At 73.5% G+C, this 23,848-nt stretch carries 25 protein-coding genes and 1 tRNA gene; 15 read left to right on the top strand and 11 right to left on the bottom strand.

Features of this window, described 5'->3' with window-relative positions; all coding sequences use genetic code 11:
- Positions 1-146 precede the first annotated feature (146 nt).
- The 8 genes from BLT67_RS03655 to BLT67_RS03690 all read left to right on the top strand — a co-directional run bounded on the left by BLT67_RS03655 (position 147) and on the right by BLT67_RS03690 (position 8,336).
- Positions 147-1,676 (top strand): fumarylacetoacetate hydrolase family protein, encoded by a 1,530-nt coding sequence (locus BLT67_RS03655; RefSeq protein WP_092665763.1) that lies wholly within the window; start codon positions 147-149, stop codon positions 1,674-1,676.
- Positions 1,676-2,374 carry a GntR family transcriptional regulator gene (locus tag BLT67_RS03660; RefSeq protein ID WP_092665764.1) on the top strand — a complete coding sequence of 233 codons (699 nt, stop codon included), beginning with the start codon at positions 1,676-1,678 and terminating at the stop codon, positions 2,372-2,374. Before BLT67_RS03655 ends, BLT67_RS03660 begins: the two co-directional genes overlap by 1 nt.
- Before the next feature lie 73 nt (positions 2,375-2,447).
- Positions 2,448-3,941, top strand: coding sequence for a 5-carboxymethyl-2-hydroxymuconate semialdehyde dehydrogenase (hpaE, locus tag BLT67_RS03665; protein ID WP_092665765.1), 1,494 nt, complete (start codon positions 2,448-2,450; stop codon positions 3,939-3,941).
- A gap of 28 nt (positions 3,942-3,969) precedes the next feature.
- On the top strand, positions 3,970-5,079 hold the full coding sequence (gene hpaD / locus BLT67_RS03670; RefSeq protein WP_092665766.1) for a 3,4-dihydroxyphenylacetate 2,3-dioxygenase: 1,110 nt from the start codon (positions 3,970-3,972) through the stop codon (positions 5,077-5,079).
- On the top strand, positions 5,076-5,912 hold the full coding sequence (locus tag BLT67_RS03675; RefSeq protein WP_172801975.1) for a 2-keto-4-pentenoate hydratase: 837 nt from the start codon (positions 5,076-5,078) through the stop codon (positions 5,910-5,912). The genes hpaD and BLT67_RS03675 overlap by 4 nt, the downstream gene beginning before the upstream one ends.
- A complete protein-coding gene (locus tag BLT67_RS03680; RefSeq protein ID WP_092665767.1) occupies positions 5,909-6,706 on the top strand; it encodes an HpcH/HpaI aldolase family protein in 798 nt (265 codons plus the stop codon). The genes BLT67_RS03675 and BLT67_RS03680 overlap by 4 nt, the downstream gene beginning before the upstream one ends.
- Before the next feature lie 225 nt (positions 6,707-6,931).
- On the top strand, positions 6,932-7,765 hold the full coding sequence (locus tag BLT67_RS03685) for an alpha/beta fold hydrolase (protein WP_092665768.1): 834 nt from the start codon (positions 6,932-6,934) through the stop codon (positions 7,763-7,765).
- Entirely contained in the window at positions 7,758-8,336 is a 579-nt protein-coding gene (locus tag BLT67_RS03690) for a TetR/AcrR family transcriptional regulator (RefSeq protein WP_092665769.1), read from the top strand. The genes BLT67_RS03685 and BLT67_RS03690 overlap by 8 nt, the downstream gene beginning before the upstream one ends.
- A gap of 12 nt (positions 8,337-8,348) precedes the next feature.
- Here the strand turns inward: BLT67_RS03690 and BLT67_RS03695 are convergent, their stop codons facing one another.
- On the bottom strand, positions 8,349-8,735 hold the full coding sequence (locus BLT67_RS03695; protein WP_092665770.1) for a DUF1304 domain-containing protein: 387 nt from the start codon (positions 8,733-8,735) through the stop codon (positions 8,349-8,351).
- Between the two features lie 60 nt (positions 8,736-8,795).
- Here BLT67_RS03695 and trxA point away from each other — a divergent pair, with 60 nt between their 5' ends.
- The 3 genes from trxA to BLT67_RS03710 all read left to right on the top strand — a co-directional run bounded on the left by trxA (position 8,796) and on the right by BLT67_RS03710 (position 10,531).
- Entirely contained in the window at positions 8,796-9,182 is a 387-nt protein-coding gene (gene trxA, locus BLT67_RS03700; protein ID WP_092665771.1) for a thioredoxin, read from the top strand.
- 10 nt (positions 9,183-9,192) lie between these two features.
- Positions 9,193-9,462: a metal-sensitive transcriptional regulator gene (locus BLT67_RS03705; RefSeq protein WP_092665772.1), complete on the top strand. Its 270-nt coding sequence runs from the start codon at positions 9,193-9,195 to the stop codon at positions 9,460-9,462.
- Positions 9,463-9,583: 121 nt separating this feature from the next.
- Positions 9,584-10,531, top strand: coding sequence for a PLP-dependent cysteine synthase family protein (locus BLT67_RS03710; protein ID WP_092665773.1), 948 nt, complete (start codon positions 9,584-9,586; stop codon positions 10,529-10,531).
- A gap of 18 nt (positions 10,532-10,549) precedes the next feature.
- Here BLT67_RS03710 and BLT67_RS03715 read toward each other — a convergent pair whose 3' ends face one another.
- Positions 10,550-11,497, bottom strand: a complete 948-nt coding sequence (locus tag BLT67_RS03715) for a LysR family transcriptional regulator (protein ID WP_092665774.1) — start codon at positions 11,495-11,497, stop codon at positions 10,550-10,552.
- 78 nt (positions 11,498-11,575) lie between these two features.
- On the opposite strand from BLT67_RS03715, the gene BLT67_RS03720 reads away from it, so the two are divergent.
- On the top strand, positions 11,576-13,333 hold the full coding sequence (locus BLT67_RS03720; RefSeq protein ID WP_092665775.1) for an FAD-binding protein: 1,758 nt from the start codon (positions 11,576-11,578) through the stop codon (positions 13,331-13,333).
- A gap of 205 nt (positions 13,334-13,538) precedes the next feature.
- Here BLT67_RS03720 and BLT67_RS03725 read toward each other — a convergent pair.
- The 4 genes from BLT67_RS03725 to gltX form a co-directional block, all read right to left on the bottom strand.
- Positions 13,539-13,610 (bottom strand) — tRNA-Gln (locus tag BLT67_RS03725).
- A gap of 93 nt (positions 13,611-13,703) precedes the next feature.
- Entirely contained in the window at positions 13,704-14,477 is a 774-nt protein-coding gene (locus tag BLT67_RS03730) for an ABC transporter permease (protein ID WP_092665776.1), read from the bottom strand.
- A gap of 420 nt (positions 14,478-14,897) precedes the next feature.
- A complete protein-coding gene (locus tag BLT67_RS03735; RefSeq protein ID WP_092665777.1) occupies positions 14,898-15,812 on the bottom strand; it encodes an NAD(P)/FAD-dependent oxidoreductase in 915 nt (304 codons plus the stop codon).
- Complete coding sequence (gene gltX / locus BLT67_RS03740) at positions 15,812-17,302, bottom strand: glutamate--tRNA ligase (protein WP_231945574.1); 1,491 nt, start codon at positions 17,300-17,302, stop codon at positions 15,812-15,814. Before gltX ends, BLT67_RS03735 begins: the two co-directional genes overlap by 1 nt.
- A 35-nt stretch (positions 17,303-17,337) precedes the next feature.
- Between gltX and BLT67_RS03745 the strand changes: the two genes are divergently transcribed.
- Positions 17,338-18,027: a permease prefix domain 1-containing protein gene (locus tag BLT67_RS03745; RefSeq protein ID WP_092665779.1), complete on the top strand. Its 690-nt coding sequence runs from the start codon at positions 17,338-17,340 to the stop codon at positions 18,025-18,027.
- Here the strand turns inward: BLT67_RS03745 and BLT67_RS03750 are convergent.
- From BLT67_RS03750 to BLT67_RS03770, 5 genes are all read right to left on the bottom strand, one after another.
- Positions 17,996-18,322, bottom strand: a complete 327-nt coding sequence (locus BLT67_RS03750; protein ID WP_092665780.1) for a helix-turn-helix transcriptional regulator — start codon at positions 18,320-18,322, stop codon at positions 17,996-17,998. The two genes, BLT67_RS03745 and BLT67_RS03750, sit on opposite strands and share 32 nt — an antisense overlap.
- 58 nt (positions 18,323-18,380) lie before the next feature.
- Positions 18,381-19,094, bottom strand: coding sequence for a DUF937 domain-containing protein (locus BLT67_RS03755; RefSeq protein ID WP_092665781.1), 714 nt, complete (start codon positions 19,092-19,094; stop codon positions 18,381-18,383).
- A gap of 133 nt (positions 19,095-19,227) precedes the next feature.
- On the bottom strand, positions 19,228-20,001 hold the full coding sequence (locus BLT67_RS03760) for a fumarylacetoacetate hydrolase family protein (protein ID WP_092665782.1): 774 nt from the start codon (positions 19,999-20,001) through the stop codon (positions 19,228-19,230).
- On the bottom strand, positions 20,001-21,089 hold the full coding sequence (locus BLT67_RS03765) for a branched-chain amino acid aminotransferase (protein WP_092665783.1): 1,089 nt from the start codon (positions 21,087-21,089) through the stop codon (positions 20,001-20,003). The genes BLT67_RS03760 and BLT67_RS03765 overlap by 1 nt, the downstream gene beginning before the upstream one ends.
- A gap of 9 nt (positions 21,090-21,098) precedes the next feature.
- Positions 21,099-22,142 (bottom strand): 3-isopropylmalate dehydrogenase, encoded by a 1,044-nt coding sequence (locus tag BLT67_RS03770; protein WP_092665784.1) that lies wholly within the window; start codon positions 22,140-22,142, stop codon positions 21,099-21,101.
- Positions 22,143-22,323: 181 nt separating this feature from the next.
- Between BLT67_RS03770 and BLT67_RS03775 the strand changes: the two genes are divergently transcribed.
- Entirely contained in the window at positions 22,324-22,593 is a 270-nt protein-coding gene (locus tag BLT67_RS03775; protein ID WP_231945575.1) for a DUF6458 family protein, read from the top strand.
- 76 nt (positions 22,594-22,669) lie between these two features.
- Positions 22,670-23,842 carry a sensor histidine kinase gene (locus tag BLT67_RS03780; RefSeq protein WP_092665785.1) on the top strand — a complete coding sequence of 391 codons (1,173 nt, stop codon included), beginning with the start codon at positions 22,670-22,672 and terminating at the stop codon, positions 23,840-23,842.
- Positions 23,843-23,848 lie beyond the last annotated feature (6 nt).

The raw sequence follows: 23,848 nt of genomic DNA on the forward strand, positions 1-23,848 counted from the left end.
AAGGGGGACCCGAGGGATGGATCCTGGTTCGCCGTGCAACATATACGATTTCGTGCACGACGGTCAAGACGGTCGTTCGGGAGCCCGGTCGACGGGCCCGGTCGACGTCCTTGCAGACCAGATTCGGAATCGTATACGATGCCCGCATGGATGCATCGACGCAGCCCTCGACGGCCGCCAGCACGACCGACACCGCCCCCGCCGCCGCGACGGCGGCCTGGCAGCTGCTCGGCGCGCGACCGCCGAAGGTCTTCGCGATGCACATCGGCTACGCCGCGCGCGCCGCGCAGAAGGGCCGCACGCCCGAGGCGCCCGGCTACTTTCTCAAGCCCGCGACCTCCCTCACGACCGGCGGCGAGGTCGTCGCGCCCGCAGGCACCGAGATCTTCGGGTTCGAGGGCGAGATCGCGATCGTCATCGGCCGGGGCGGTCGCGCGATCGACGAGGCGGATGCGTGGGGCCACGTCGCGCACGTCACGGCCTCGAACGACCTCGGGGTCTTCGACCTCCGCTGGGCCGACAAGGGCTCCAACATCCGCTCGAAGGGCGGCGACGGCTTCACCGCGATCGGCCCCGCGCTGCTGCCCGCCGAGCGCCTCGACCCGGCGTCGATCGAGGTGCGCACCTGGCTCGACGGCGAGCTCGTGCAGGAGGACTCGAGCTCGACCCTCCTCTTCTCGCTCGCGCAGATCGTGAGCGACCTGTCGCAGCTCGTCACGCTCGAGCCCGGCGACGTCATCCTCACCGGCACGCCCGCGAACGCGTCGACCTTCGGTCCCGGCCAGAGGGTCGAGGTCGAGGTGAGCGCGACGGACCTCGACGGCGAGCGCCTCTCCACCGGCCGCCTCGCCTCCACCGTGCGCGTCGGCGACCAGCAGCTGCCGCCCTACTCCGCCCAGCCGAAGCCGACGCCCGAGCAGTGGGCCGACGCATCCGGCCGCCCGATCGACGAGTTCCGCGCCGAGTCCGCGCCGGTGCTCGACGACGAGCTGCGCGCGCAGCTCTCGACGATCGCGCTCGCGACCCTCTCGTCGGGCCTGCGCAAGCGCGGCCTCAACAACGTCTCGATCGACGGCCTGCGCTCCACGCAGCCCGGCAAGCGCATCGTCGGCACCGCCCGCACCCTGCGCTACGTGCCCAACCGCGAAGACCTCTTCACGAGCCACGGCGGCGGCTACAACGCCCAGAAGCGGCTCTTCGACGACCTGCACGAGGGCGACGTCGTCGTCATCGAGGCGCGCGGCGACAACCGCTCGGGCACGCTCGGCGACATCCTGGCGCTGCGCGCCCGTCACCTCGGCGCGGCCGGCATCGTCACCGACGGCGGCGTGCGCGACCTCGACGTCGTCACCGAGATCGGGGTGCCGACCTATCACGCGGGCGGCCACCCGGCGGTGCTCGGGCGGCTGCACGTGCCGTGGAGCTACGACGAGACCGTCGCGTGCGGCGGCGCCACCGTGCAGCCCGGCGACATCATCGTCGCCGACGGCGACGGCGTGCTCGTGATCCCGCCGGCGCTCGTGCGCGAGCTCGTCGAGGAGTCGATCGAGCAGGAGCGCGCCGAGGAGTTCATCGCCGCACAGGTCGACGCCGGCGAGCGCATCGACGGGCTCTTCCCCATGAACGCCGAGTGGCGCGCGAAGTACGCCGCGTCGCAGGAGCAGGCGGGCGCCTGATGCCCGCCCGCAGACGCGCGGCCGCGGTCGTCGAGACCGGCGGCGCCGTCGCGCCGTCGAAGTCGCAGCGCGCCTACGACCTGCTGCACGACCGCATCGTCGACGGCACCTACTCCCCCGGCTTCCGGCTCGTGCTCGACGCGATCGGCCGCGAGCTCGACATGAGCGTCGTGCCGGTGCGCGAGGCCATCCGCCGCCTCGAGGCCGAGGGGCTCGTGACCTTCGAGCGCAACGTCGGCGCGAAGGTCGCCGAGATCGACGAGCTGCAGTACCACGACACGATGGAGGCCCTCTCGTTCGCCGAGGGCGCCGCCATCTCGCTCGCGGCAGGCCTGTACTCGAAGTCCGACCTCGACGACGCCCGCGCGATCAACGGCCGGATGCGCGACTCGCTCGCCGCGTTCGACCCCATGCAGTTCACGGCGCTCAACGAGGCGTTCCACCGGCGCTTGAGCGACGTGTGCCCGAACGAGACCGTGCGCGAGATCGTCGACACCTGCTGGAAGCGCATCGGGCGGCTGCGGCAGTCGACGTTCTCCTTCGTGCCCGGCCGGGCCACCGCATCCGTCGACGAGCACGACGCGATCCTCGGCCTCATCGAGGAGGGGGCCGACCCTCGGCGCATCGAGCTCGCCGTGCGCGCGCACCGGCTCGCGACGCCCGACGCGTTCCTGCACCGCACGCATCCCCAGCACTGACCAGACCCGGCCCGGCCACCCAGGCCGACACCCAAGACCCGACAGCCACCCAGACCCGACAGAAGGAGCCACCATGGCCGAGCAGCCCGCAGGCATCCCCGAGCTCATCCCCCACTACATCGACGGCGAGCGCGTGCCGTCGGTCGACGGCGACACCTTCGGCGTGCTGAACCCGGTCACGAACGAGGACTACACCGTCGCGGCGTCGGGCAAGCAGGCCGACATCGACCTCGCCGTTGCCGCCGCGACGCGCGCGTTCGAGGAGGGCCCGTGGCCGCGGATGAAGAACCGCGAGCGCGCGCGCATCCTCAGCCGCATCGCCGACATCGTCGAGTCGCGCGACCAAGAGCTCGCGCAGTTCGAGTCGTGGGACTCGGGCCTGCCGATCACGCAGGCGCGCGGCCAGGCGCAGCGCGCGGCCGAGAACTTCCGCTTCTTCGCCGACCTCATCGTCGCCGGCCGCGACGACACGTACAAGGTGCCCGGCAGCCAGGTGAACTACGTCAACCGCAAGCCGAAGGGCGTCGCGGGCCTCATCACCCCCTGGAACACGCCCTTCATGCTCGAGTCGTGGAAGCTGGGCCCCGCGCTCGCCTCCGGCTGCACCGTCGTGCTCAAGCCCGCCGAGTTCACGCCGCTCTCGGCCTCGCTCTGGGCCGGCATCTTCGAGGAGGCCGAACTGCCCAAGGGCGTGTTCAACCTCGTCAACGGCTTCGGCGAGACCGCGGGCGACGCGCTCGTGAAGCACCCCGACGTGCCGCTCATCTCGTTCACGGGCGAGTCGTCGACGGGCAAGCTCATCTTCGGCAACGCCGCCCCGCACCTCAAGGCGCTCTCGATGGAGCTCGGCGGCAAGAGCCCCGCGGTCGTCTTCGCCGACGCCGACCTCGACGCCGCGATCGACTCGACGCTCTTCGGCGTCTTCTCGCTCAACGGCGAGCGCTGCACCGCCGGCAGCCGCATCCTCGTCGAGCGCTCGATCTACGACGAGTTCGTCGAGCGCTACGCCGAGCGCGCGAAGAACATCGTCGTGGGCGACCCGCACGACCCGAAGACCGAGGTCGGCGCGCTCGTGCACCCCGAGCACTTCGAGAAGGTCATGTCCTACGTCGAGATCGGCAAGCAGGAGGGCCGCCTGCTCGCCGGCGGCGGCCGCCCCGAGGGGCTGCCGGAGGGCAACTACGTCGCGCCCACGGTCTTCGCCGACGTCGCACCGGATGCGCGGATCTTCCAGGAGGAGATCTTCGGCCCAGTCGTCGCCATCACCCCGTTCGACTCCGACGACGAGGCGCTCGAGCTCGCGAACAACACGCGCTACGGCCTCGCCGCCTACATCTGGACGCGCGACCTGCAGCGCGCCCACCTCTTCGCGCAGAGCGTCGAAGCCGGCATGGTGTGGCTCAACAGCCACAACGTGCGCGACCTGCGCAGCCCGTTCGGCGGTGTGAAGGCCTCCGGCCTCGGCCACGAGGGCGGCTACCGCTCGCTCGACTTCTACAGCGACCAGCAGGCCGTGCACATCACGCTCGGCGACGTCCACACCGCCCGGTTCGGCGCATCCGCCTGACCCTACGACCTTCGAAGGAGAAGCCATCATGAACGAGATCCCCACGTCCGAGATCCCGAAGCCCACGGTGCCCGCGCCCGACATCATCCGCTGCGCGGCCATGGACCTCGTGGTCACCGACCTGGCCGCGAGCCGCGCGTTCTACGTCGACGTGCTCGGCATGCACGTGACCGAGGAGGACGACGAGGCGATCTACCTGCGGTCGTTCGAGGAGTTCATCCACCACAACCTCGTGCTGCGGAAGGGCCCGATCGCCGCCGTCGCCGCGTTCGCCTACCGCGTGCGCACCCCCGAGGACGTCGACCGCGCCGAGGCCTACTACCAGGAGCTCGGCTGCCGCACCGAGCGCCGGAAGGACGGCTTCCAGAAGGGCTTCGGCGACAGCGTGCGCGTCGAGGACCCGCTCGGCTTCCCCTACGAGTTCTTCTACGCGACCGAGCACGTCGAGCGGCTGCACCAGCGCTACGACCTCTACTCGGCGGGCGAGCTCGTGCGCCTCGACCACTTCAACCAGGTCACACCCGACGTGCCGCGCGGCCGCAAGTACCTCGAGGACCTCGGCTTCCGCGTCACCGAGGACATCCAGGACGACCAGGGCGTCACCTACGCGGCGTGGATGCACCGCAAGGGCACCGTGCACGACACGGCGCTCACCGGCGGCAACGGCCCGCGCATGCACCACATCGCCTTCTCGACGCACGAGAAGCACAACATCATCCAGATCTGCGACAAGCTCGGCGCGCTGCGGATGTCGGACCACATCGAGCGCGGACCGGGCCGTCACGGCGTCTCCAACGCGTTCTACCTCTACATCACCGACCCCGACGGCCACCGCGTCGAGATCTACACCCAGGACTACTGGACCGGCGACCCCGACAACCCCGTCATCACGTGGGACGTGCACGACAACCAGCGCCGCGACTGGTGGGGCAACCCCGTCGTGCCGTCCTGGTACACCGAGGCGTCGCTCGTGCTCGACCTCGACGGCAACCCGAAGGAGGTCGTCGAGCGCACCGACTCGAGCGAGATGGAGGTGACGATCGGCGCCGACGGCTTCTCGTACACCCGCGCGGGCGACGAGGACGGCACGTACCGCGGCGAGGCGGCGAAGGGGTTCAAGATCGGCCACCAGCTGTGACGGAGCCCACCGGCACGCGCCCCGCTCCGGCCGCCCGGCCGGGGCGGGGCCTCGACGACGCGACCGTGACGCGCATCGCCGACGAGCTCGCCGAGGCGACCCGCTCGCGCGGCACGATCGAGCGCATCTCGACCCGCTTCCCGGCGGCGACGATCGAGGACTCGTACGCGGTGCAGCGGATCTGGCGCACGCGCCGCGAGGAGGCCGGCGCACGACTCGTGGGCCGCAAGATCGGGCTGACGAGCAAGGCGATGCAGTTCGCCACCGGCATCACCGAGCCCGACTACGGCGTGATCTTCGCCGACCAGGCGTACCGCTCGGGCGAGACGGTCGAGCACGCGCAGTGGTCGAACGTGCGCGTCGAGGTCGAGCTCGCGTTCGTGCTGAAGGCACCGCTCGAGGGCGATGGGCTGACGGTCGAGCAGGTGCTCGACGCGACCGAGACCGTCGTGCCGGCGCTCGAGATCCTCGACTCGCACATCGAGCTCGAGGGCCGCACGATCGTCGACACGATCAGCGACAACGCCGCGCTCGGCGCCGTCGTGGTCGGCGATGTCGAGATCGGGCCGCGCGACCGCGACCTGTCGTGGATCGGCGCGATGTGCCTCGTCAACGACGAGATCATCGAGACGGGCGTCTCGGGCGGCGTGCTCGGCAACCCCGCGCACGGCGTCGCGTGGCTCGCGGGCAAGCTCGCGCAGCACGGCGACCGCCTCGAGGCGGGCGAGCTCATCCTCGCCGGCTCGTTCACGCGCCCGGTGTGGGTGCGGCCGGGCGACGTCGTGCGCGCCGAGTACCAGGACATGGGCACGGTCGAGGTGACGTTCCGATGACGACCCTCCGCGAGGCGCTCGCCGCGGCCGACGCCCCGCTCGTGGGGCTGTGGAACGCATCCGGCAGCGCCGTCGCCGCCGAGATCATGGCGGGCTCGGGCGCCGACCTGCTGCTCGTCGACGGCGAGCACGGGCCCATCTCGCTGTCGGAGATGCTGCCCATCCTGCAGGCCGCGGCCGCCTACCCCGTGACGACGATCGTGCGGGTGCCGTGGAACGACCCCGTCGTGATCAAGCAGGTGCTCGACCTGGGCGCCGAGAACGTGCTCGTGCCGATGATCTCGGACGCCGAGGAGGCCCGCGCCGCCGTGCGCGCCGCCCGCTACCCCGGCGGACCCGGCGAGCGCGAGGGCGGCCGCGGCATCGGCTCGGCGCTCGCCCGCTCGTCGCGCTGGGGCCGCATCGCCGGCTACGTGCAGGGCGCCGATGCCCACGTGTCGGTGACGGTGCAGATCGAGACGGCGGATGCGGCGGCGAACGCCGCGGAGATCGCCGCCGTCGACGGCGTGGACGCGGTCTTCATCGGGCCGGCCGACCTCGCCGGATCGATGGGCTTCCCGGGCCGCCCGTCGGAGCAGGCCGTGATCGACGTCGTCGACGCGACGATCGACGCCGTGCGCTCGGCCGGCAAGCCCGTCGGCGTCAACGCCTTCGCGCCCGCGGACGCCGACCGCTGCATCGCGCGCGGCGCATCCTTCGTCTTCGTCTCGGCCGACGTGACGCTGATGGCGCGCGGCTCGGAGGAGGCCGTCGCGCGGCTGAAGGCGACGCGCGCCGACACCGACTCCTACTGAGCGCCGGCCGCCAGCGGCGGCCGGTCGCCAGCGCACCCCTCAGGTGGTCACGACACGCCGCCCGCGACCGCTGGGGTGGTCACGACACGCCGGGCGGCCGCACCGTCGCACGGCGCGTCGTGACCACCCTCGGCCGGCGCAATGGCGGATGCGTTGGGGGGACGGATGCGTCGCGAGCCCCCCCCCTCCTTGACGCGACACGGCTAACGCCGTTAGCCTCGGAGCATGATCACCGCATCTGACCGACTCGTCGTCGACGGCGTCGAGCTCGCGTACGACGTCGCCGGCCCCGCGGGCGCCCCGCTCGTCGTCTGCCTGCCGGGCATGGGCGACGTACGCAGCGCCTACCGCCACCTCGCGCCGCTGCTCGTCGAGCACGGCCTGCGGGTCGCCGCGCTCGACCTGCCGGGCCACGGCGACTCCGGGATCTCCCCCGAGCCCGTCGGGCAGCGCGGGATCGCCGATGCGGCCGTCGCGCTCGTCGAGCGGCTCGGCGGCCCGGCGATCGTCGTCGGCCACTCCTTCACCCCCGACAGCGCGCTGCTCGCCACCCAGCTCGCGCCGCAGCAGGTCGTCGGCGCCGTCGCGATCGGACCGTGGGCCACCGCGCCGCAGCAGGGCCCGCTGATGCGCGCCCTCACGAGGCTCGTCGCGGGCACGCCGCTGCTGTGGTCGCTCTTCTACCGATCGCTGCACCGCACGCCGCCGGCCGACCTCGCCGAGCACCGTCGGCGCATCGTCGACGCGCTCCGCCGCCCGCGCGGCACCGAGGCGATCGTCGCGATGGCCGACGGCTCGACGAAGGACGCGACCGGCGCCCGCCGCCGCCAGAGCGCGCCGGTCGTCGTCGTGATGGGCGAGCGCGATCCCGACTTCCGCGATCCCGCAGCCGAGGCGCAGGCCTACGCGGATGCGGCAGCAGCGGCGGGTGCCTCCGTCGCGGTGCGCATGGTGCCCGGCGCGGGCCACTACCCGCACAGCGAGCGGCCGCGCGACGTGGCCGACGCCGTGCTCGCGCTCGCGCGGCAGGTCGGCTGGCCGGTGGGCGACCGTGCCTAGGGCCGGCCTCTCGCCCGCAGCGGTCGTCGACCTCGCGCTCGCCGAGCTCGATGCGACCGGCGGCGCCCCGCTCTCGCTCGGCGCCGTCGCGGCCCGCGCCGGGGTCAAGCCGCCCTCGCTCTACAAGCACGTCGCGGGCCTGCCCGAGCTCGAGGCGCTCGTCGCCGCGCGCGTCTACGACGAGCTCGGCGATGCCGTCGAGGCGGCGATCGAGGGTCGGCAGGGGGCGGATGCCGTGGTCGCGTTCCTGCGCGCCTACCGGTCGTTCGCGGTGCGGCACCCCGCGCGCTACCGCTGGCTGCCCGTCCGGGCCGGTGAGCACCCCGCGCTCACCCGGGCGGCAGACCGCGTGCTGACGATCGCCGCTCGCGCGGTCGCGGGCGACGCGGGCGTGCAGGGCGAGCCGGTGGAGCTCGGTGAGCTCGACGATGCCGCGATCCACGAGCTGCGCGGCCTGCGCGCCGTCGCGCACGGCTTCGCGACCCTCGAGGCGGCCGGCGGCTTCGGGCTGCCGACCGACGTCGACGCGTCGTTCGAGCGCCTCGTCGCGCGCATGATCCGGCGGGCGTAGCCTCCGGCGGGCTCAGGCTGCGAGCGCCGCCGCCCCCGTGACGAGCGCGACGAGCGGCGGGACGCCCTGTACGAGCGCCGGGCGGAGCTTGCGGCGATCGCTCCCCACGAGGTACGCGGCCGCGCCGAGCATCACGGCGCACGCCGTGAGCGCGACCGCGAGGCCCGCATCCGTCGACCCCGCGAGCACGACCGCGACCCCAACGAGCGCGGCGACGCCGAGCAGCAGGTTGTAGACGCCCTGGTTGGCGGCGAGCTGCCTGGACGCGGCGGCCTGCTCCCGGCTCGTGCCGAAGATGCGCCTCGTCGCGTCGGCCTCCCAGCGCAGCGTCTCGAGCACGAAGATCCACCCGTGCACGGCGGCCGCGAGCACCGCGGCGAGGCAGGCGACGATGAGCATGGCGGGAGCCTAGACCGGCGAACCCTCGACACGATACCCCTAGGGGTATACAATCGTGGGATGGCTACCACCGAGATCACCAAGGACACCCTCGAGCAGACGATCGGCCAGGAGGGCATCGTGCTGCTCGACTTCTGGGCGGCGTGGTGCGGTCCGTGCCGCATGTTCGGCCCCATCTTCGAGCAGGCGTCCGAGCAGCACACCGACATCACCTTCGGCAAGGTCGACACCGAGGCCGAGCAGGAGCTCGCGGCCGGCTTCCAGATCACCTCGATCCCCACGCTCATGGCGTTCCGCGACGGCGTCATGGTCTTCAACCAGGCCGGCGCCCTGCCCGGCCCGCAGCTCGAGCAGCTGATCGGCGCGGTGCGCGACCTCGACATGGACGAGGTGCGCGCGAAGATCGCCGAGCAGGAGGCCGCGCGCGCCGGTTCCGGCCAGGCCTGAGGGCCGCGCCGTGGTCGACGAGCGGGAGGCGCAGCAGCGCCGCATCGTGAACCGCCTCAAGCGGGCCAGGGGCCAGCTGGATGCGGTGATCGCGGCGGTCGAGGACGGCGACCCGTGCCGCGACGTCGTGACGCAGCTCTCCGCGGTCACGCACGCGCTCAACCGCGCCGGCTTCGTCGTCGTGGCGACCGCCATGGAGGACTGCGTCGCCAACCCCGAGAGCCCGCGCGACGGCATGACGACCCAGGAGCTCGAGAAGCTCTTCCTCGCGCTCGCGTGAACCACCCGCCTGCTGCCCGTCGCCCCCTCGGCGGCGGGCGGCGCCGGGTGTAGATTCGCGACGAGCGCGGCGACGCCGCCGGCGCGGTGCCGGCGCGAGCGCCCGCGGGAGCGAGGCGGGCATGCGCGCACCGGGCGTCGACGCATCGGCACTGGCGGCCATCGGCGGCACCCCGCTCGTGCGCCTGCGCACCCTCCTGCCGCCGGGCTCGGGCGACGTGCTCGTCAAGCTCGAGGGCGGCAACCCGACGGGCAGCTACAAGGACCGCATGGCGCGCGCGATCGTCGAGGGCGCGCGGGAGCGCGGCGATCTCTCCCCCGGCCAGCGCGTCGTCGAGTACTCGGGCGGCAGCACCGGCTCGTCGCTCGCGTTCGTGTGCGCCGTGCTCGGCCATCCGCTCTCGATCGTCTCCTCCGACGCCTTCGCGCAGGAGAAGCTCGACACGATGCGCGCGCTCGGCGCCGACCTCACGGTCGTCGCGAGCGACGGCGGTGCGATCACGCCCGACCTGTTCCGGCGGATGCGCGAGGCCGTCGACCGGATCGTCGCGGCCCGCGGCAGCTGGTGGGTCGACCAGTTCGAGAACCGGGATGCGCTGCTCGGCTACGCCGAGATGGGGCGCGAGATCATCGCCCAGACCGACGCCGCGGGACTCCGGATCGACGCCTTCTGCGCGGGCGTCGGCACCGCCGGCATGCTCGCGGGCGTCGCGTCGGCGCTGCGCGCCCTGCCGCACCGCGTGCGGGTCGTCGCCCTCGAGCCGACCGAGTCGCCGCTCCTCACCCGCGGCACCACGGGGCCGCATCACGTCGAGGGCATCGCGACCGGGCGCATCCCGCCGCTGCTCGGCGACGCGCACGACGAGGCGCGCGCGATCGACGAGGCCGAGGCGCGGGTGCTCGCGCGCAGGCTCGCGCGCGAGGAGGGCATCTTCGCCGGCACCTCGGCGGCCCTCAACGTCGCGGCGGCGCTGCAGCTTGCGGCCGAGCTCGGCCCGGGGTCAACGACCGTGACGGTCGCGACCGACACCGGGCTCAAGTACCTCGCCGGCGGCCTCTTCCGCGACTGAGCGGGGCCGCGGCGCTCGTCAGCGCACGCGCGCGACGACCCCGGCGGTCTCGGCGCCGGGCGCCGCGAACCGGTCGGCGACCGCGCGGATGCGCTCCTGCATCGCCGCGCCGGCGAGCGCGGGCGCCATGTCGGCGCGCCGGGCGATGCTCACCGTGCGCGTGAGCGCGACGTCGGCGAGCGGCGCCGAGCGCAGCCCCGGGCGCAGCGCCGCGACCATCGCCGGCACGACGGCGACGCCGATCCCCCGCTCCGCGAACCGCAGCGCCGCATCCATCTCGACGCCCTCGACGACGACGCGCGGGGTCAGGCCCGCGCCGCCGAAGGCCGCGTCCATCGCCACCCGCAGGTCGTAGCTCTCGGGAAAGACGACCTGCGGCGCGCGGGCGAGCTCGGCGAGCGCGACGGCGCCGCCCGAGGTCGCGAAGGGGTCGGGCGCCGCCGCCGACGAGACGACGACGAGCCGCTCGGTGATGATCGGCTCGAGCTCGAGCGCCGCCCGGGCCGCCCCCGAGGCGACGGTCGTCACGATGAGGGCGAGATCGAGGGCGCCGTCCAGCAGTGCTGCGATGAGCGACCGCGAGCCGCGCTCGAGGATCTCGACCTCGATGCCGGGGTGCTGCGCGTGGAACTCGGCGACGACGTCGACGACGAGGCTCGTGCACAGCGTCGGCGTCGCGCCGAGCCGGATGCGTCCGCGGCTCAGCCCCGCGAGCTCGGCCATCTCGGTGCGCGCGGCGTCGGCGTCGGCGAGCATGCGGCGCGCGATCGGCAGCAGCCGCTCGCCCGCGCCCGTGAGCGCCGCCCCGCCGCGGATGCGGTGGAAGAGCTCCACGCCGAGCTCGCGCTCGAGCGTCGAGACCTGGCGGCTCAGCGTCGGCTGCGCGACGTGCAGCCGTTCGGCGGCACGGGTGAAGTGCGCGAGCGCCGCCACGGCGGTGAAGGCGCGCAGCTGCTCGAGGTTCATGAGCGATAGCGTACTCGCATCGTCACGACCAGGACTATGCATTGGACGGATGGCGGCGGCCTCCGTAGCGTCGACGCCATGACCACCGCATCCGCCCCCGCCCGCCCCGAGCGCCTGCTCGCGACCTCCGTGCTCGTCATCGGCACCGGTGGTGCGGGGCTCCGCGCCGCCATCGAGCTCGCCGAGCGCGGCGTGCAGGTGCTCGCCGTCGGCAAGCGCCGCAAGCACGACGCCCACACGACCCTCGCCGCGGGCGGCATCAACGCCGCGCTCGGCACGATGGACCCCGAGGACAGCTGGCAGCAGCACGCGGCCGACACGCTGCGCGAGTCGTACTTCCTCGCCGATCCCGCGATCGTCGAGACCGTCGCGAAGCACGCGGCGCGCGGCATCGACGACCTCGTGCGCTGGGGCATGCCCTTCGCCCGCGAGGCGGACGGCCGCATCAGCCAGCGCTTCTTCGGCGCCCACCGCTACCGCCGCACGGCCTACGCGGGCGACTACACCGGCCTCGAGATCCAGCGCACCCTCCTGCGGCGCGCGCGCGAGCTCGAGGTGCCCGTCATCGACACCGTCTACATCACGCGCCTGCTCGTGAGCGACGGCCGCGTCTTCGGCGCCTACGGCTTCGACGTCGTCGACGGCACCCCGACCGTCATCCATGCCGACGCAGTCATCCTCGCCGCGGGCGGCCACACGCGCATCTGGCGCAACACCTCGTCGCGCCGCGACGAGAACACCGGCGACGCCTTCCGGCTCGCGGCTCTCGCCGGCGCCCGGCTGCGCGATGCCGAGCTCGTGCAGTTCCACCCCTCGGGCATCCTCGAACCGGCGGATGCGGCGGGCACGCTCGTCTCGGAGGCCGCCCGCGGCGAGGGCGGCATCCTCCGCAACGCCCTCGGCGAGCGCTACATGGAGCGCTACGACCCCGAGCGCATGGAGCTCTCGACCCGCGACCGGGTCGCGCTCGCGAGCTACACCGAGATCGCCGAGGGGCGCGGCACGCCGAACGGCGGCGTGCTGCTCGACGTCTCGCACCTGCCGCGCGAGACGATCTTCGAGAAGCTGCCGCGGGTGTACCGCACCCTCATCGACTTGCAGATGCTCGACATCACCGAGCGACCGATCGAGATCGCCCCCACGGCGCACTACTCGATGGGCGGCGTGTGGGTGGCAGCCTCCGACCACGGCACGGGCGTCGACGGGCTCTACGCCATCGGCGAGGCGTCGAGCGGCCTGCACGGCGCCAACCGGCTGGGCGGCAACTCGCTCATCGAGCTGCTCGTCTACGGGCGCATCACCGGCGGCGAGGCCGCCGAGTACGCGATGGGGCTCACGAGCATCCGCCGCGACCCCGAGGCCGTCGCCGAGGCGCGTGCGGAGCTCGACGGCCTGCTCGCCAGCCGCGGCGCGGAGACGCCCCGGATGCTGCAGCGGGCGCTGCGGGACGTCATGACCGAGCACGCGGGCGTCGTGCGCAGCGAAGCGGGGCTGCTCGCCGGGCTCGAGCAGCTCGGCGAGCTCGAGCGCCGCGCCGAGGACGTCGGCGTGCACCCCGACATCGCCGGCTTCGACGACCTCGCCCACGCCTTCGACCTCGCGGGCTCGCTGCTCGCGGCGCGCGCGACGCTCGAGTGCGCGCTCGAGCGACGCGAGACGCGCGGCTGCCACAACCGCTCGGACTTCCCCGAGCAGGACGAGGCGCTGCGCGGCTCGTTCGTGTGGTCGCTCGACGGCGGGGTCGGCTTCGAGCCGGTCGCCGAGGCGCCCGAGTCGTGGCGCGCACTCGCGCACGCGCCGATCGACACGTCGGTCGCGGGCAAGCTCGTCGAGTAGCGAGCGGGCCTGCGCGCTGCGCGCGGCGGACGCGTCGCGGGCCCTTCGACCCGCTCGCGCGGACGCCGCCGCGCTTCGCTGGAGCAGGCCGCCGCCCGAGCGCTCCGGAGGCGGTGGATCAGTGCCGCGAGATGCTCGGCGCACTCGAGGAGGGCAGGCGGCGCTGAGACGGAAGAAGCCCCCGCGTCGCGGGGGCTTCGAAGTGCTGGGGTACCTGGACTCGAACCAAGAACAAAGGTACCAGAAACCTCCGTGTTGCCAATTACACCATACCCCAATGGCCGCGCGCCGAAGCGGAGCGAACCAAGAGTCAAGCATAGCGGCTCCCGCGGGCGAGCGCCAATCGCGCAGGGCGCCCGCGGGTCGTGCGTCAGGACGCGTCGGCGGACCGCTCGGTCGCCCGCGGGAGCGGGGCGGCGGGAGCGCGGCGCTCGGGGCCGAAGGCCAGGATGGCGGTCGTGATCACGCCCGCGGCCAGGATGCCGGCGAGCACGAGCAGCTGGAAGCGGCCGGCCTCGACGGGCGAGAGGCCCGCGAACACCGCCCCGACGAAGGCGCCCGGCAGCACCACGATGCCGGTCGTGCGGGTCTGGTCGATCGCCGGCAGGAGCGTCGTGCGCACCGCGGCCCGTGCGAGCGTCGCGATCGACTGCCGCGGGGTCGCGCCGAGCGCGAGCCAGCCCTCGACCTCGCCCCAGCGGTCGCGGATCGACCCGTGCAGCACGCGCTGCACGAGGATCGCCATCGTCATCGCGTTGCCGATCACGATGCCCCCGATCGCGAGCAGGTACTGCGCGGTGAGCTCGAGGGCACCGGTGCCGAAGACGACGAGCATCGCGGCGGCGGGGCCCGCGACGATCGCGGCGGCGAGGAGCGGCAGGGGCGCCGAGTGCGCGCGGCCCCGATGCGCGGCGGTGAGGATCGCCGCGACGAGCATGACGACGAGCCCGAGCGCCACCCACCTGACGTCCTGGATGAGCCCCGCGAGCACGACGCTCAGGAGCGCGAGCTGCACCGCCGCGCGCGCGACCGCGATCGCCGCATCCCACGGCGCCTCGACGCGCAGCATCCGCATGCCGACCACCGCGATCGCCGCGAGCAGCGCGATGGCGGCGGCGGTGCGGAGCCAGAGCTCGGGGTCCATGAGGGCAGTGTTCCATTCCGTGGCGGCGGGCGGTACGGGCGGGGTCTCGTGACGCGTCGGCCTGCGGCCGGCGCTCCTCGACCGGCGGGGGACGCCAGCCACGCTGGTCGAGTAGCGGGCGCAGCCCGCGTATCGAGACCTGGAGCCACTCGCCGCGGGTCTCGTGACGCGAGCGCCTACGGCGCCCGCTCCTCGACCGGCGAGGGGACCGTCCCGCGCGGGCGAGGTTCGTCTCGATACGGGCCTGCGGCCCTACTCGACGACCGTGGGGGCCTGCGGCCGGCGCTCCTCGACCGGCGGGGGAGGCCAGCCACGCTGGTCGAGTAGCGGGCGCAGCCCGCGTATCGAGACCTGGAGCCACTCGCCGCGGGTCTCGTGACGCGAGCGCCTGCGGCGCCCGCTCCTCGACCGGCGGGGGTGCTAGAGGCCGCGAGCGATGAGGTCGCGGTTGATGACCGAGGCGGCGATCGTGCCGGCGCCCGCCGCGACCGCGAGCTGGCGGAAGCCGGGCGTGATGTCGCCGGCGGCGTAGATGCCCGGGGCCGACGCGCGCTGCGTGCGGTCGACGATCACGAGCCCCTCCTCGTCGGTCTCGAGCCCGAGCGAGTCGGCGAACTCGAGCTGCGGGTGCCACCACGGCCGCACGAAGCCGCCGGTGCGGACGCTGCGCGAGCCGTCCTCGAGCACGATCGCCTGCATGCCCTCCCGGTCGCCCTCGATCGCCGCGATCGGCGTGCGCACGAGGGCGACGCCGTGCTCGGCGAGCCTCGCCTCGCCGGCCTCGGACACCGCATCCGCCGCCCCGTTCGTGAAGACCGCGAGGTCGTCGGTGTGGCGGCGGATCACCATGGCGCGGTCGACGAGGTCGTCGGTCTCGCCGATGAGGGCGAGCGCCTGCCCGCGCTTGTCGTAGCCGTCGCAGTCCATGCACGAGTGCAGGCTCGTGCCGTACCAGGGGCGCACGTGCTGCGAGACCGGCAGCGTCTCGCTGAGCCCCGTCGCGATGAGCACGGCGGATGCGCGGGTCTCGCTCTCGGCGCGGGATCCGGGCTGCTCGGCCTGCACCGCGAAGCCGCCGTCGACCGCGGCGATCTGCCGCACGAGCGTGCGCTCGTAGCTGACCGTCGGGTAGCGCAGCACCTCTTCGCGGCCCATCGTGCGGAGCTCGAGCGGCGAGATGCCGTCGCGCGTGATGAAGCCGTGCGACTGCAGCGTCGCCGCGTGGCGGGGGCGGTTGGAGTCGAGCATCGCCACCGTGCGCTGGGCGCGCGCGAGGTTGAGCGTCGCGGCGAGGCCCGCGGGGCCTGCGCCGATGACGACGACGTCGACGTCCATCAGACGCTCGCGGCTAGCCGGTCGATGCGGGCGAGCACCGACTCGCGGCCGAGCAGCTCCATCGACTCGAACAGCGGCGGCGACACGCGACGGCCCGTCACCGCGACGCGCAGCGGCGTGAAGGCGAAGCGCGGCTTGATGCCGAGGCCCTCGACGAGCACCTCGCGCAGCACCTGCTCGATCGAGGCGGTGTCGAAGGTCTCGAGCTCGGCGAGCGCGCGGCGGGAGGCCTCGAGCGCCGCGTGCGCGTCGTCGCCCAGCTTGTCGACCGCATCCGGGTCGTGGTGGATGTCCTCGTCGTCGAGGAAGAGGAAGCCCAGCATGTCCTCGGCCTGGCCGATGAGCTGCATGCGCTCCTGCACGAGCGGCGCGGCCTTCGCGAGCAGCGCGCGCTCGTCGTCGGACGGCTTCCCGCCGAAGACCTGGCCGAGGTAGGGCTCGAGGCGCGCGGCGAAGTCGTCGGGCGCGAGCATGCGCACGTGGTCGCCGTTGATCGACTCGGCCTTCTTGGCGTCGAAGCGGCTCGGGTTGGGGTTGACGTCGGCGACGTCGAACGCGGCGATGAGCTCGTCGCGCGTGAACACGTCGCGATCGGGCGCGATCGACCAGCCCAGGAGCGACAGGTAGTTCAGCAGCCCCTCGGGGATGAAGCCCGCCTCGCGCAGCAGGAACAGGTTGGACTGCGGGTCGCGCTTCGAGAGCTTCTTGTTGCCCTCGCCCATGACGTAGGGCAGGTGGCCGAAGCGCGGGATCGCGCTCACGACGCCGATCTCGGCGAGCGCGCGGTAGAGCGCGATCTGGCGCGGCGTCGACGCGAGCAGGTCCTCGCCGCGCAGCACATGCGTGACGCCCATGAGCGCGTCGTCGACGGGGTTGACGAACGTGTAGAGCGGGGCGCCGTTCGGCCGCACGACGACGAAGTCGCTGAACGAGTCAGCGGGGAAGGTGATCTCGCCCCGCACGAGGTCGTCGAACGAGAGGTCCTCATCCGGCACGCGCAGGCGCAGGCTCGGCTGGCGGCCCTCGGCGCGGTGCGCCTCGCGCTCCGCGTCGGTGAGGTCGCGCTCGAAGTTGTCGTAGCCCTGCCGCGGGTCGCGGCCGTTCGCGATGTTGCGCGCCTCGATCTCCTCTGCGGTCGCGAACGACTCGTAGAGGTGCCCCGAGGCCTTCAGCCGCTCGATGATCTCGGCGTAGATCTCGCCGCGCTGCGACTGCCGGTAGGGCTCGTGCGGGCCGCCGGTCTCGACGCCCTCGTCCCAGTCGATGCCGAGCCAGCGCATCGCCTCGAGCAGCTGCTCGTAGGACTCCTGGCTGTCGCGGGCGGCGTCGGTGTCCTCGATGCGGAAGACCATCTTGCCGCCGTGGTGGCGCGCGTAGGCCCAGTTGAACAGGGCCGTGCGGATGAGGCCGACGTGCGGGGTGCCGGTCGGAGAGGGGCAGAAGCGGACGACGACATCACTGCCCGTCGCCGTCGAGAAGGGGACGCTCATGATGGCTCCCATCCTAGGTGGGAGAATGGGTCCCGATGCCCCGCACCCATCCCCCGACCGACCCGATCGCCGAGCTCGTCGACCGGCTCGAGCGCAGCGTCGTCGCCACCGGCAGGCGCCGGCGCGAGCTCGCCCGCGAGATCGAGGGCGACCTGCGCGAGGACGCCGCCGCGCGCGCGGCCGCGGGCGTGCCCGAGCGCGACGCCCGCCTCGCTGTCGTCGCCGAGTTCGGCGACGTCGGCACCGTGGCGGCGGAGCTCTCGGTCGAGCTGCTCAGGGCGCAGGGCCGCCGCTTCGCCGCGCTCGCCGGAGCCGGCATCGTCGCGCTCCTCGCGACCTGGTCGGTCGCGATGACGGCGCTCGTGGGGCTGGGCCTGCGGGTGCGCGCGGAGGACGGCTGGATGCTGCAGGTCTCGCAGGCGCTCGACGTCGCGGGCCCGCTCGTCGCGGCCGCCGCGGCCGCCGGCTGGCTCGTCATGTGTCGATCGGGCGCGCTGCCCGCGCTCGCGACGGTCGCAGCGCTGCAGCTCGGCTTCGCGCTCGCGCTCGTCGGCGGCACCATCGCGCTCGCGCTCGGCGTCGCGGTGCCGCCGGAGGGCGCTGGCGTGCTCGTGGCGCTCGTGGCGGTGACGCTCGTGCTCGGCTGCGGCATGCTCGCGGCATCGAGCGCGGTGCTGCTGCGCTGGGGCGCGATCAGCCTCGCGCCGCGCCGAGCACGCTCGTGATGATCGACGACGTCGTCGCCCACTCGGCGCGCTCGTCGGCGAGCGCGCGCGTGCCGGCATCCGTCAGCCGGTAGACGCGCTTCGAGCGCCCCGTCGCCTCCCACTCCCCCTCGATGAGGCCGCGGCGCTCGAGGCGCTTCAGGGCCGGGTAGATGGTGCCGCTCGGGAAGTCGAGCGCGCCGCCCGAGCGCTCGCGGATGCGCTCGACGGCGCCGTAGCCGTGCACGGGACCGTCGGCGAGCACCGCGAGCAGCATCGCGTCGACGTGACCGCGGAGCGCATCAGGAGAAGCCATGCGGGCAGTCTAGCGGGAGCCTGCCTGCATATGCAGACAGCCTGCAGGTCGCTCCGGGTCAGCCGCGTCGGCCGCCGCCGAGCAGTCCGCCCAATACGTCGCCGAGCGGGCCGAGCCCGCCGCCCTGCTTCCCGCCGCCGCCCCCGAGGATCCCGCCCAGCAGGTCATCGAGGCCGAAGCCGTCGTCGGCCTTCGGCTGCGCCTGCGGCTCCCCCGGCTCGCTCTGCTGCTCGGGCGACGGCACGTGCATCGGGCGCTCGGCGCCAGGCGACCCCTTGTCGAACGGCGACGCCGCGCCGCCGCCCGCCGGCGGCTGCTGCGGTGCCGCGTGGCCGTCCGACTGCTGGCCGTCCGGCTGCTGGCCGGACTGCTCCTGGCCACGCTGGCCGAAGAACTTGTTCGCGATCCACGCGAGCACGATCGGCGCGACGATCGGCAGGATCTTCTGGATGATGCCGCCGAGCGCCGAGCCGCCGCCCGCGGCGCGCGCGATCTGGTCGGTGTTGTCGCCGAAGATGTTGCGCACGATGCGCTGGCCGTCGTCGGCATCGATGTCGCCGCCAAGCCGCGCGTCCAGGTTGCCCTGGTGGCCGCCGAGCGCGCCCGCGAGCGAGCGGGCACCGGCGGGGTCGTGCGCGTTCGCCTGCATGCCGCCGACGAGCGCCGGCACGATCGCCTCGATCGCCTGCCTCGCCTCCGCCTCGTCGACGCCGGCCTGCTGCGCGATCTGCTGCACCGGCATCCGCCCGATCAGCTGCTGGATCTCGGACATGACTCCTCCTCGAGTCGTGCACCGGCGGTGTGCCGGCGCTGCCCGCATGCTAGTCAGTCGGCCTGCTCGTCAGTCGGCCTGCTCGTCAGTCGGCCTGTTGGTCAGTCGGCCTGCTGGTCAGTCGGCCTGTTGGTCAGTCGGCCTGCTGGGCGACCACGGGGTTCCGCAGCGTGCCGACGCCCGGAATCTCGACCTCGACCGTCTGGCCCGCGGTGATCGGCCCCACGCCCTCGGGCGTCCCCATGAGCACGACATCGCCCGGCAGCAGGGTCATGGATGCCGTGATCCAGCTGAGCACGGTGGGCGCGTCGAAGATCCAGTCGGCCGAGACGCCGTCCTGCTTCACCTCGCCGTCGACGCGCGTGATGACGCGCAGCGCGTCCCAGTCGGGCTCGGTCTCGACCGCGGGCCCGAGCGGGCAGAAGGTGTCGAAGCCCTTCGCCCGCGCCCACTGCGGCTCGCGCCGCTGCAGGTCGCGCGCGGTGACGTCGTTCGCGACGGTGACGCCGAAGACCGCGCCCAGCGCGTTCTCGGGCGTGAGGCGCCGCGCGACCCGGCCGATGACGAGCGCGACCTCGCCCTCGAAGTGCACGTCCTCCGACTCCGGGGGCAGCACGATCGCATCGCCGGGCCCGATGACCGAGGTGTTGGGCTTGAGGAACACGAGCGGCTCGGTGGGCACGTCGTTGCCCAGCTCGGCCGCGTGCTTCGCATAGTTGCGGCCGACCGCGACGACCTTGGAGCGCGGGATCACAGGAGCGAGCAGCCGCACGTCGCTCAGCGGCAGGCGGTGGCCGGAGGTGTCGAAGCCCGCGACGATCGGGTCGCCGACGAGCTCGACGAGCGCATCGTCGTCGACGATCCCGTAGCCGATGCGGTCGGCGTGCGCGAAGCGGGTGACGCGCATCAGCGCGCTCCGGTGAGCTGCACCATCCAGCCGTGCGGGTCCTCGGCGCGGCCGTACTGGATGTCGGTGAGCTGCTGGCGCAGCGCGGTCGAGACCGGACCGGCCGGGGCGTCGGGGTCGCCGATGACCTCCTCGGTCGACTTGAGCGCCGCGATGGGCGTCAGCACCGCGGCGGTGCCGCACGCGAACGCCTCGGTGATCGAGCCGTCGGCGACGCCGTCGCGCCACTCGGCGAGCGTGACCGGCCGCCGCTCGACCTTGTGGCCCGCATCCTCGGCGAGCTGCAGGAGCGAGTTGCGGGTGACGCCGTCGAGGATCGAGTCGGAGTCGGGCGTGATGAGCGTGCCGTCGGCCTTGACGAGCACGACGTTCATGCCGCCGAGCTCCTCGAGGTCGGTGCCGTCCTCGTCCAGGAACAGCACCTGCGCGCAGCCCTGCGCCGCGGCGAGCTGCGTGGGCAGGAGGCTCGCGGCGTAGTTGCCGCCGCACTTCGCGGCGCCCGTGCCGCCGCGGCCGGCGCGGTTGTACTCGCGCGAGAGCCAGATCGAGACCGGCTTGACGCCGCCGGCGAAGTAGGGGCCAGCGGGGCTCGCGATCACCATGAAGCGCACGGTCTCGGCCGCGCGCACGCCGAGGAACACCTCGTTGGCGATCATGAAGGGGCGGAGGTAGAGCGAGTCCTCGCCGCCGGAGGGCACCCACGCCTCGTCGACCTCGACGAGGCGGCGCACGGCCTCGATGAAGTCCTCCTCGGGCAGCTGCGGCAGCGCGAGGCGCGCGGCGGAGCGCTGCATGCGGCGCGCGTTCTGGTCGGGCCGGAAGGTCCACACCGAGCCGTCGGCGCGGCGGTACGCCTTCATGCCCTCGAAGATCTCCTGGCCGTAGTGCAGCACCGCCGACGCCGGGTCCATCTGCAGCGGCCCGTACGGCTCGACGCGCGCGTCGTGCCAGCCCTCGTCGACCGTCCAGTCGATCGAGACCATGTGGTCGGTGAAGTGGCGGCCGAACCCCGGTGCCGCGAGCACGCGCTCGCGGGCGTCGTCGGCGACGGGGCTGGGGTTGCGGGTGAGGGTGAACTCGAGCGTCATGCGTGCTCCTCAGGCGGTGAGCGAGGCGACGATGGCGTCGCCGATCTGGCTGGTGGTGCGGTTCGCGCCGTCGCGCGCATCGATGTCGGCGTCGACGGCGTCGCGGATGCGCTTGCCCGCTTCGGGGTGACCGGAGTGCTCGAGCAGCAGGGCGGCGGAGAGGATCGCGGCAGTCGGGTCGGCGATGCCGCGGCCGGCGATGTCGGGCGCCGAGCCGTGGACCGGCTCGAACATGCTCGGGAAGTCGCCTGCGGGGTTGAGGTTGCCGGATGCGGCGAGGCCGATGCCGCCCCCGACGGCGCCGGCGAGGTCGGTGAGGATGTCGCCGAAGAGGTTGTCGGTGACGATGACGTCGAAGCGGCTCGGCCGGTCGACGAGGAAGATCGTGGCGGCGTCGACGTGCAGGTAGTCGACGGACACGCCGGGGTGCTCGGCGGCGACCGAGTCGACGATGCGCTGCCACAGCTCGCCCGCGTGCACGAGCACGTTCTTCTTGTGCACGAGCGTGACGTGCTTGCGACGCTGCTCGGCGAGCTCGAACGCGAAGCGCACGACGCGCTCGACGCCGAACGCGGTGTTGACGCTCGTCTCGTTCGCGACCTCGTGCGCGGTGCCCTTGCGGAGCGCGCCGCCGTTGCCGACGTACGGCCCCTCGGTGCCCTCGCGCACGACGACGAAGTCGATCTCGCCCGGCTCCCGCAGGGGGCTCGCGACCTTGGGGTGCAGCTTCGTGGGCCGCAGGTTGACGTGGTGGTCGAAGGCGAAGCGGAGCCGCAGCAGCAGCCCGCGCTCGATGATGCCGCCGGCGAGCCTCGGGTCGGCGGGGTCCCCGCCGACGGCGCCCAGCAGGATCGCGTCGTGCTGCGCGAGGCTCGCGAGCGTCTCGTCGGAGACGATCTCCCCGGTCTCGAGGTAGTGCGCCGCGCCGAGCTCGTACTCGGTCTCGACCAGCTCGACGTCGGAGAGGGCGGCGCGCATGGCCCGCCTCGCCTGGAGCGTGACCTCCGGGCCGATGCCGTCTCCTGCGATGACCGCGAGGCGCAGCTGCTCCACACTTCCTCCTAGCGGCGCTGCGGCGCGCCCACTCGTCCGGTCGGCCCGCGCTCCCGCGCACCGTGGGATCCAGCCTAGCGGCGCGCGCCGGCCCGGCCGCGCGCGCAGACTCCGGGTTGCCGCTCAGGCAGCGGCAGTACCGTGCACGCCAACGGCGGTCCAGTCCCGGTCGCCTCGACGAATGGAGAGCACCTTGAGCATCGGCTTCGGAATCTTCCTGATGGCCGTCGGCGCGATCGTCGCGTGGGCGGTCCCGGCACTGTGGCAGGTGGATGGTGCCAACTGGACCCTCATCGGCTACATCCTGCTGGGCGCCGGCGCGCTCATCACCATCATCGGCATCGTGATGCTGGCCTCGCGCCGCCGCTCGACCGAGGTCTCGCGCTCCACGGTCGACCCCGCGCTCGGCACGCGGGTCGAGCGCACGGAGCGCCGCGACGACGTCGTCTGACACCTCGGCGCGCACGAGGCGCCTGCAGCACCCGGTTCCCTAGGCTGGCGGCGACGGCCGTCACGAGAGGACCGGGATGAGCACAGCCGCAGACATCGTGCGCCGCGAGGCGATCGCCGAGTACGCCCTGATCGGCGCTCCCCCGGAGCCCGATCTGCAGGGGCTCGTCGACCTCGCGGCCACGGTGTGCGGCGTGCCGACCGCGGTCATCAACATCATCGACGACCGCGCGCAGCACCAGATCGCGGCGATCGGGTTCGAGCCGAGCGTCTGCAGCCGCGAGGACTCGATGTGCAACGCGGTCTTCCAGGAGCCCGGCCACGTCGTGGTCCCCGATGCGCGCGAGGACGCGCGCTTCCGCGACAACCCGTTCGTCACGGGTGACATCGCGAGCATCCGCTTCTACGCATCCAGCCCCCTCATCACGCCGAAGGGCGTGCCGATCGGCACGCTGTGCGTCTTCGACGACGTCGTCGGCGACCTCAGCGAGCAGCGCAGCCGCTCGCTCGCGCTCCTCGCGCATCAGGTGGTCGACGTGCTCGAGCTGCGGCGGATGACGCGCGAGCTGTCGCGCTCGAACGCCCAGCTCGCCGAGTTCGCCGGTCAGGTCAGCCACGACCTGCGCAACCCGCTCACGGCGCTGCGCGGGTTCCTCGAGCTCGCTGCCGACAGCCCGGAGCTCGCCGACGCCCCGACCGCGAGCGGCGCGCTCGCGCGCGCGGAGGGCGCTGCCGAGCGCATGAGCGCGATGGTCGAGGACCTGCTCGACTACGCGCGCGTCGGCGGCAGCCTGCGCCGCTCGCGCGTCGACCTCGGCGCGGTCGTCGCCGACGCCCTCGACGACCTCGACGCATCCGTCGCCGCGGCCGGCGCCGTCGTCGAGGTCGAGCCGCTGCCGCACGTGACCGGCGACGCGACGCTGCTGCGCGCGCTCATGCAGAACCTGCTCGCGAACGCTGTGAAGTTCGCCGGCGCCGAGCGAGGGCGGCCGCGCGTGTCGGTGCGCGCGCACGACGTCGGCTCCAGCTGGCGGATCGCCGTGGACGACGACGGCCCGGGCATCCCCCCGCACGAGCGCGAGCGCGTCTTCGGGCTCCTCGCGCGCGGCGGCAGCGGCGACGTCGAGGGCAGCGGCATCGGCCTGTCGACCTGCCGCCGCATCGTCGAGGCGCACGGCGGCAGCATCGGCATCGACGACGCAGCCGCCGGCGGGGCGAGCGTGTGGGTGCTCCTCCCCGCCGACGGCTGACGCGCG

It is taken from the genome of Agrococcus carbonis, assembly GCF_900104705.1.
GTDB lineage: Bacteria > Actinomycetota > Actinomycetes > Actinomycetales > Microbacteriaceae > Agrococcus > Agrococcus carbonis.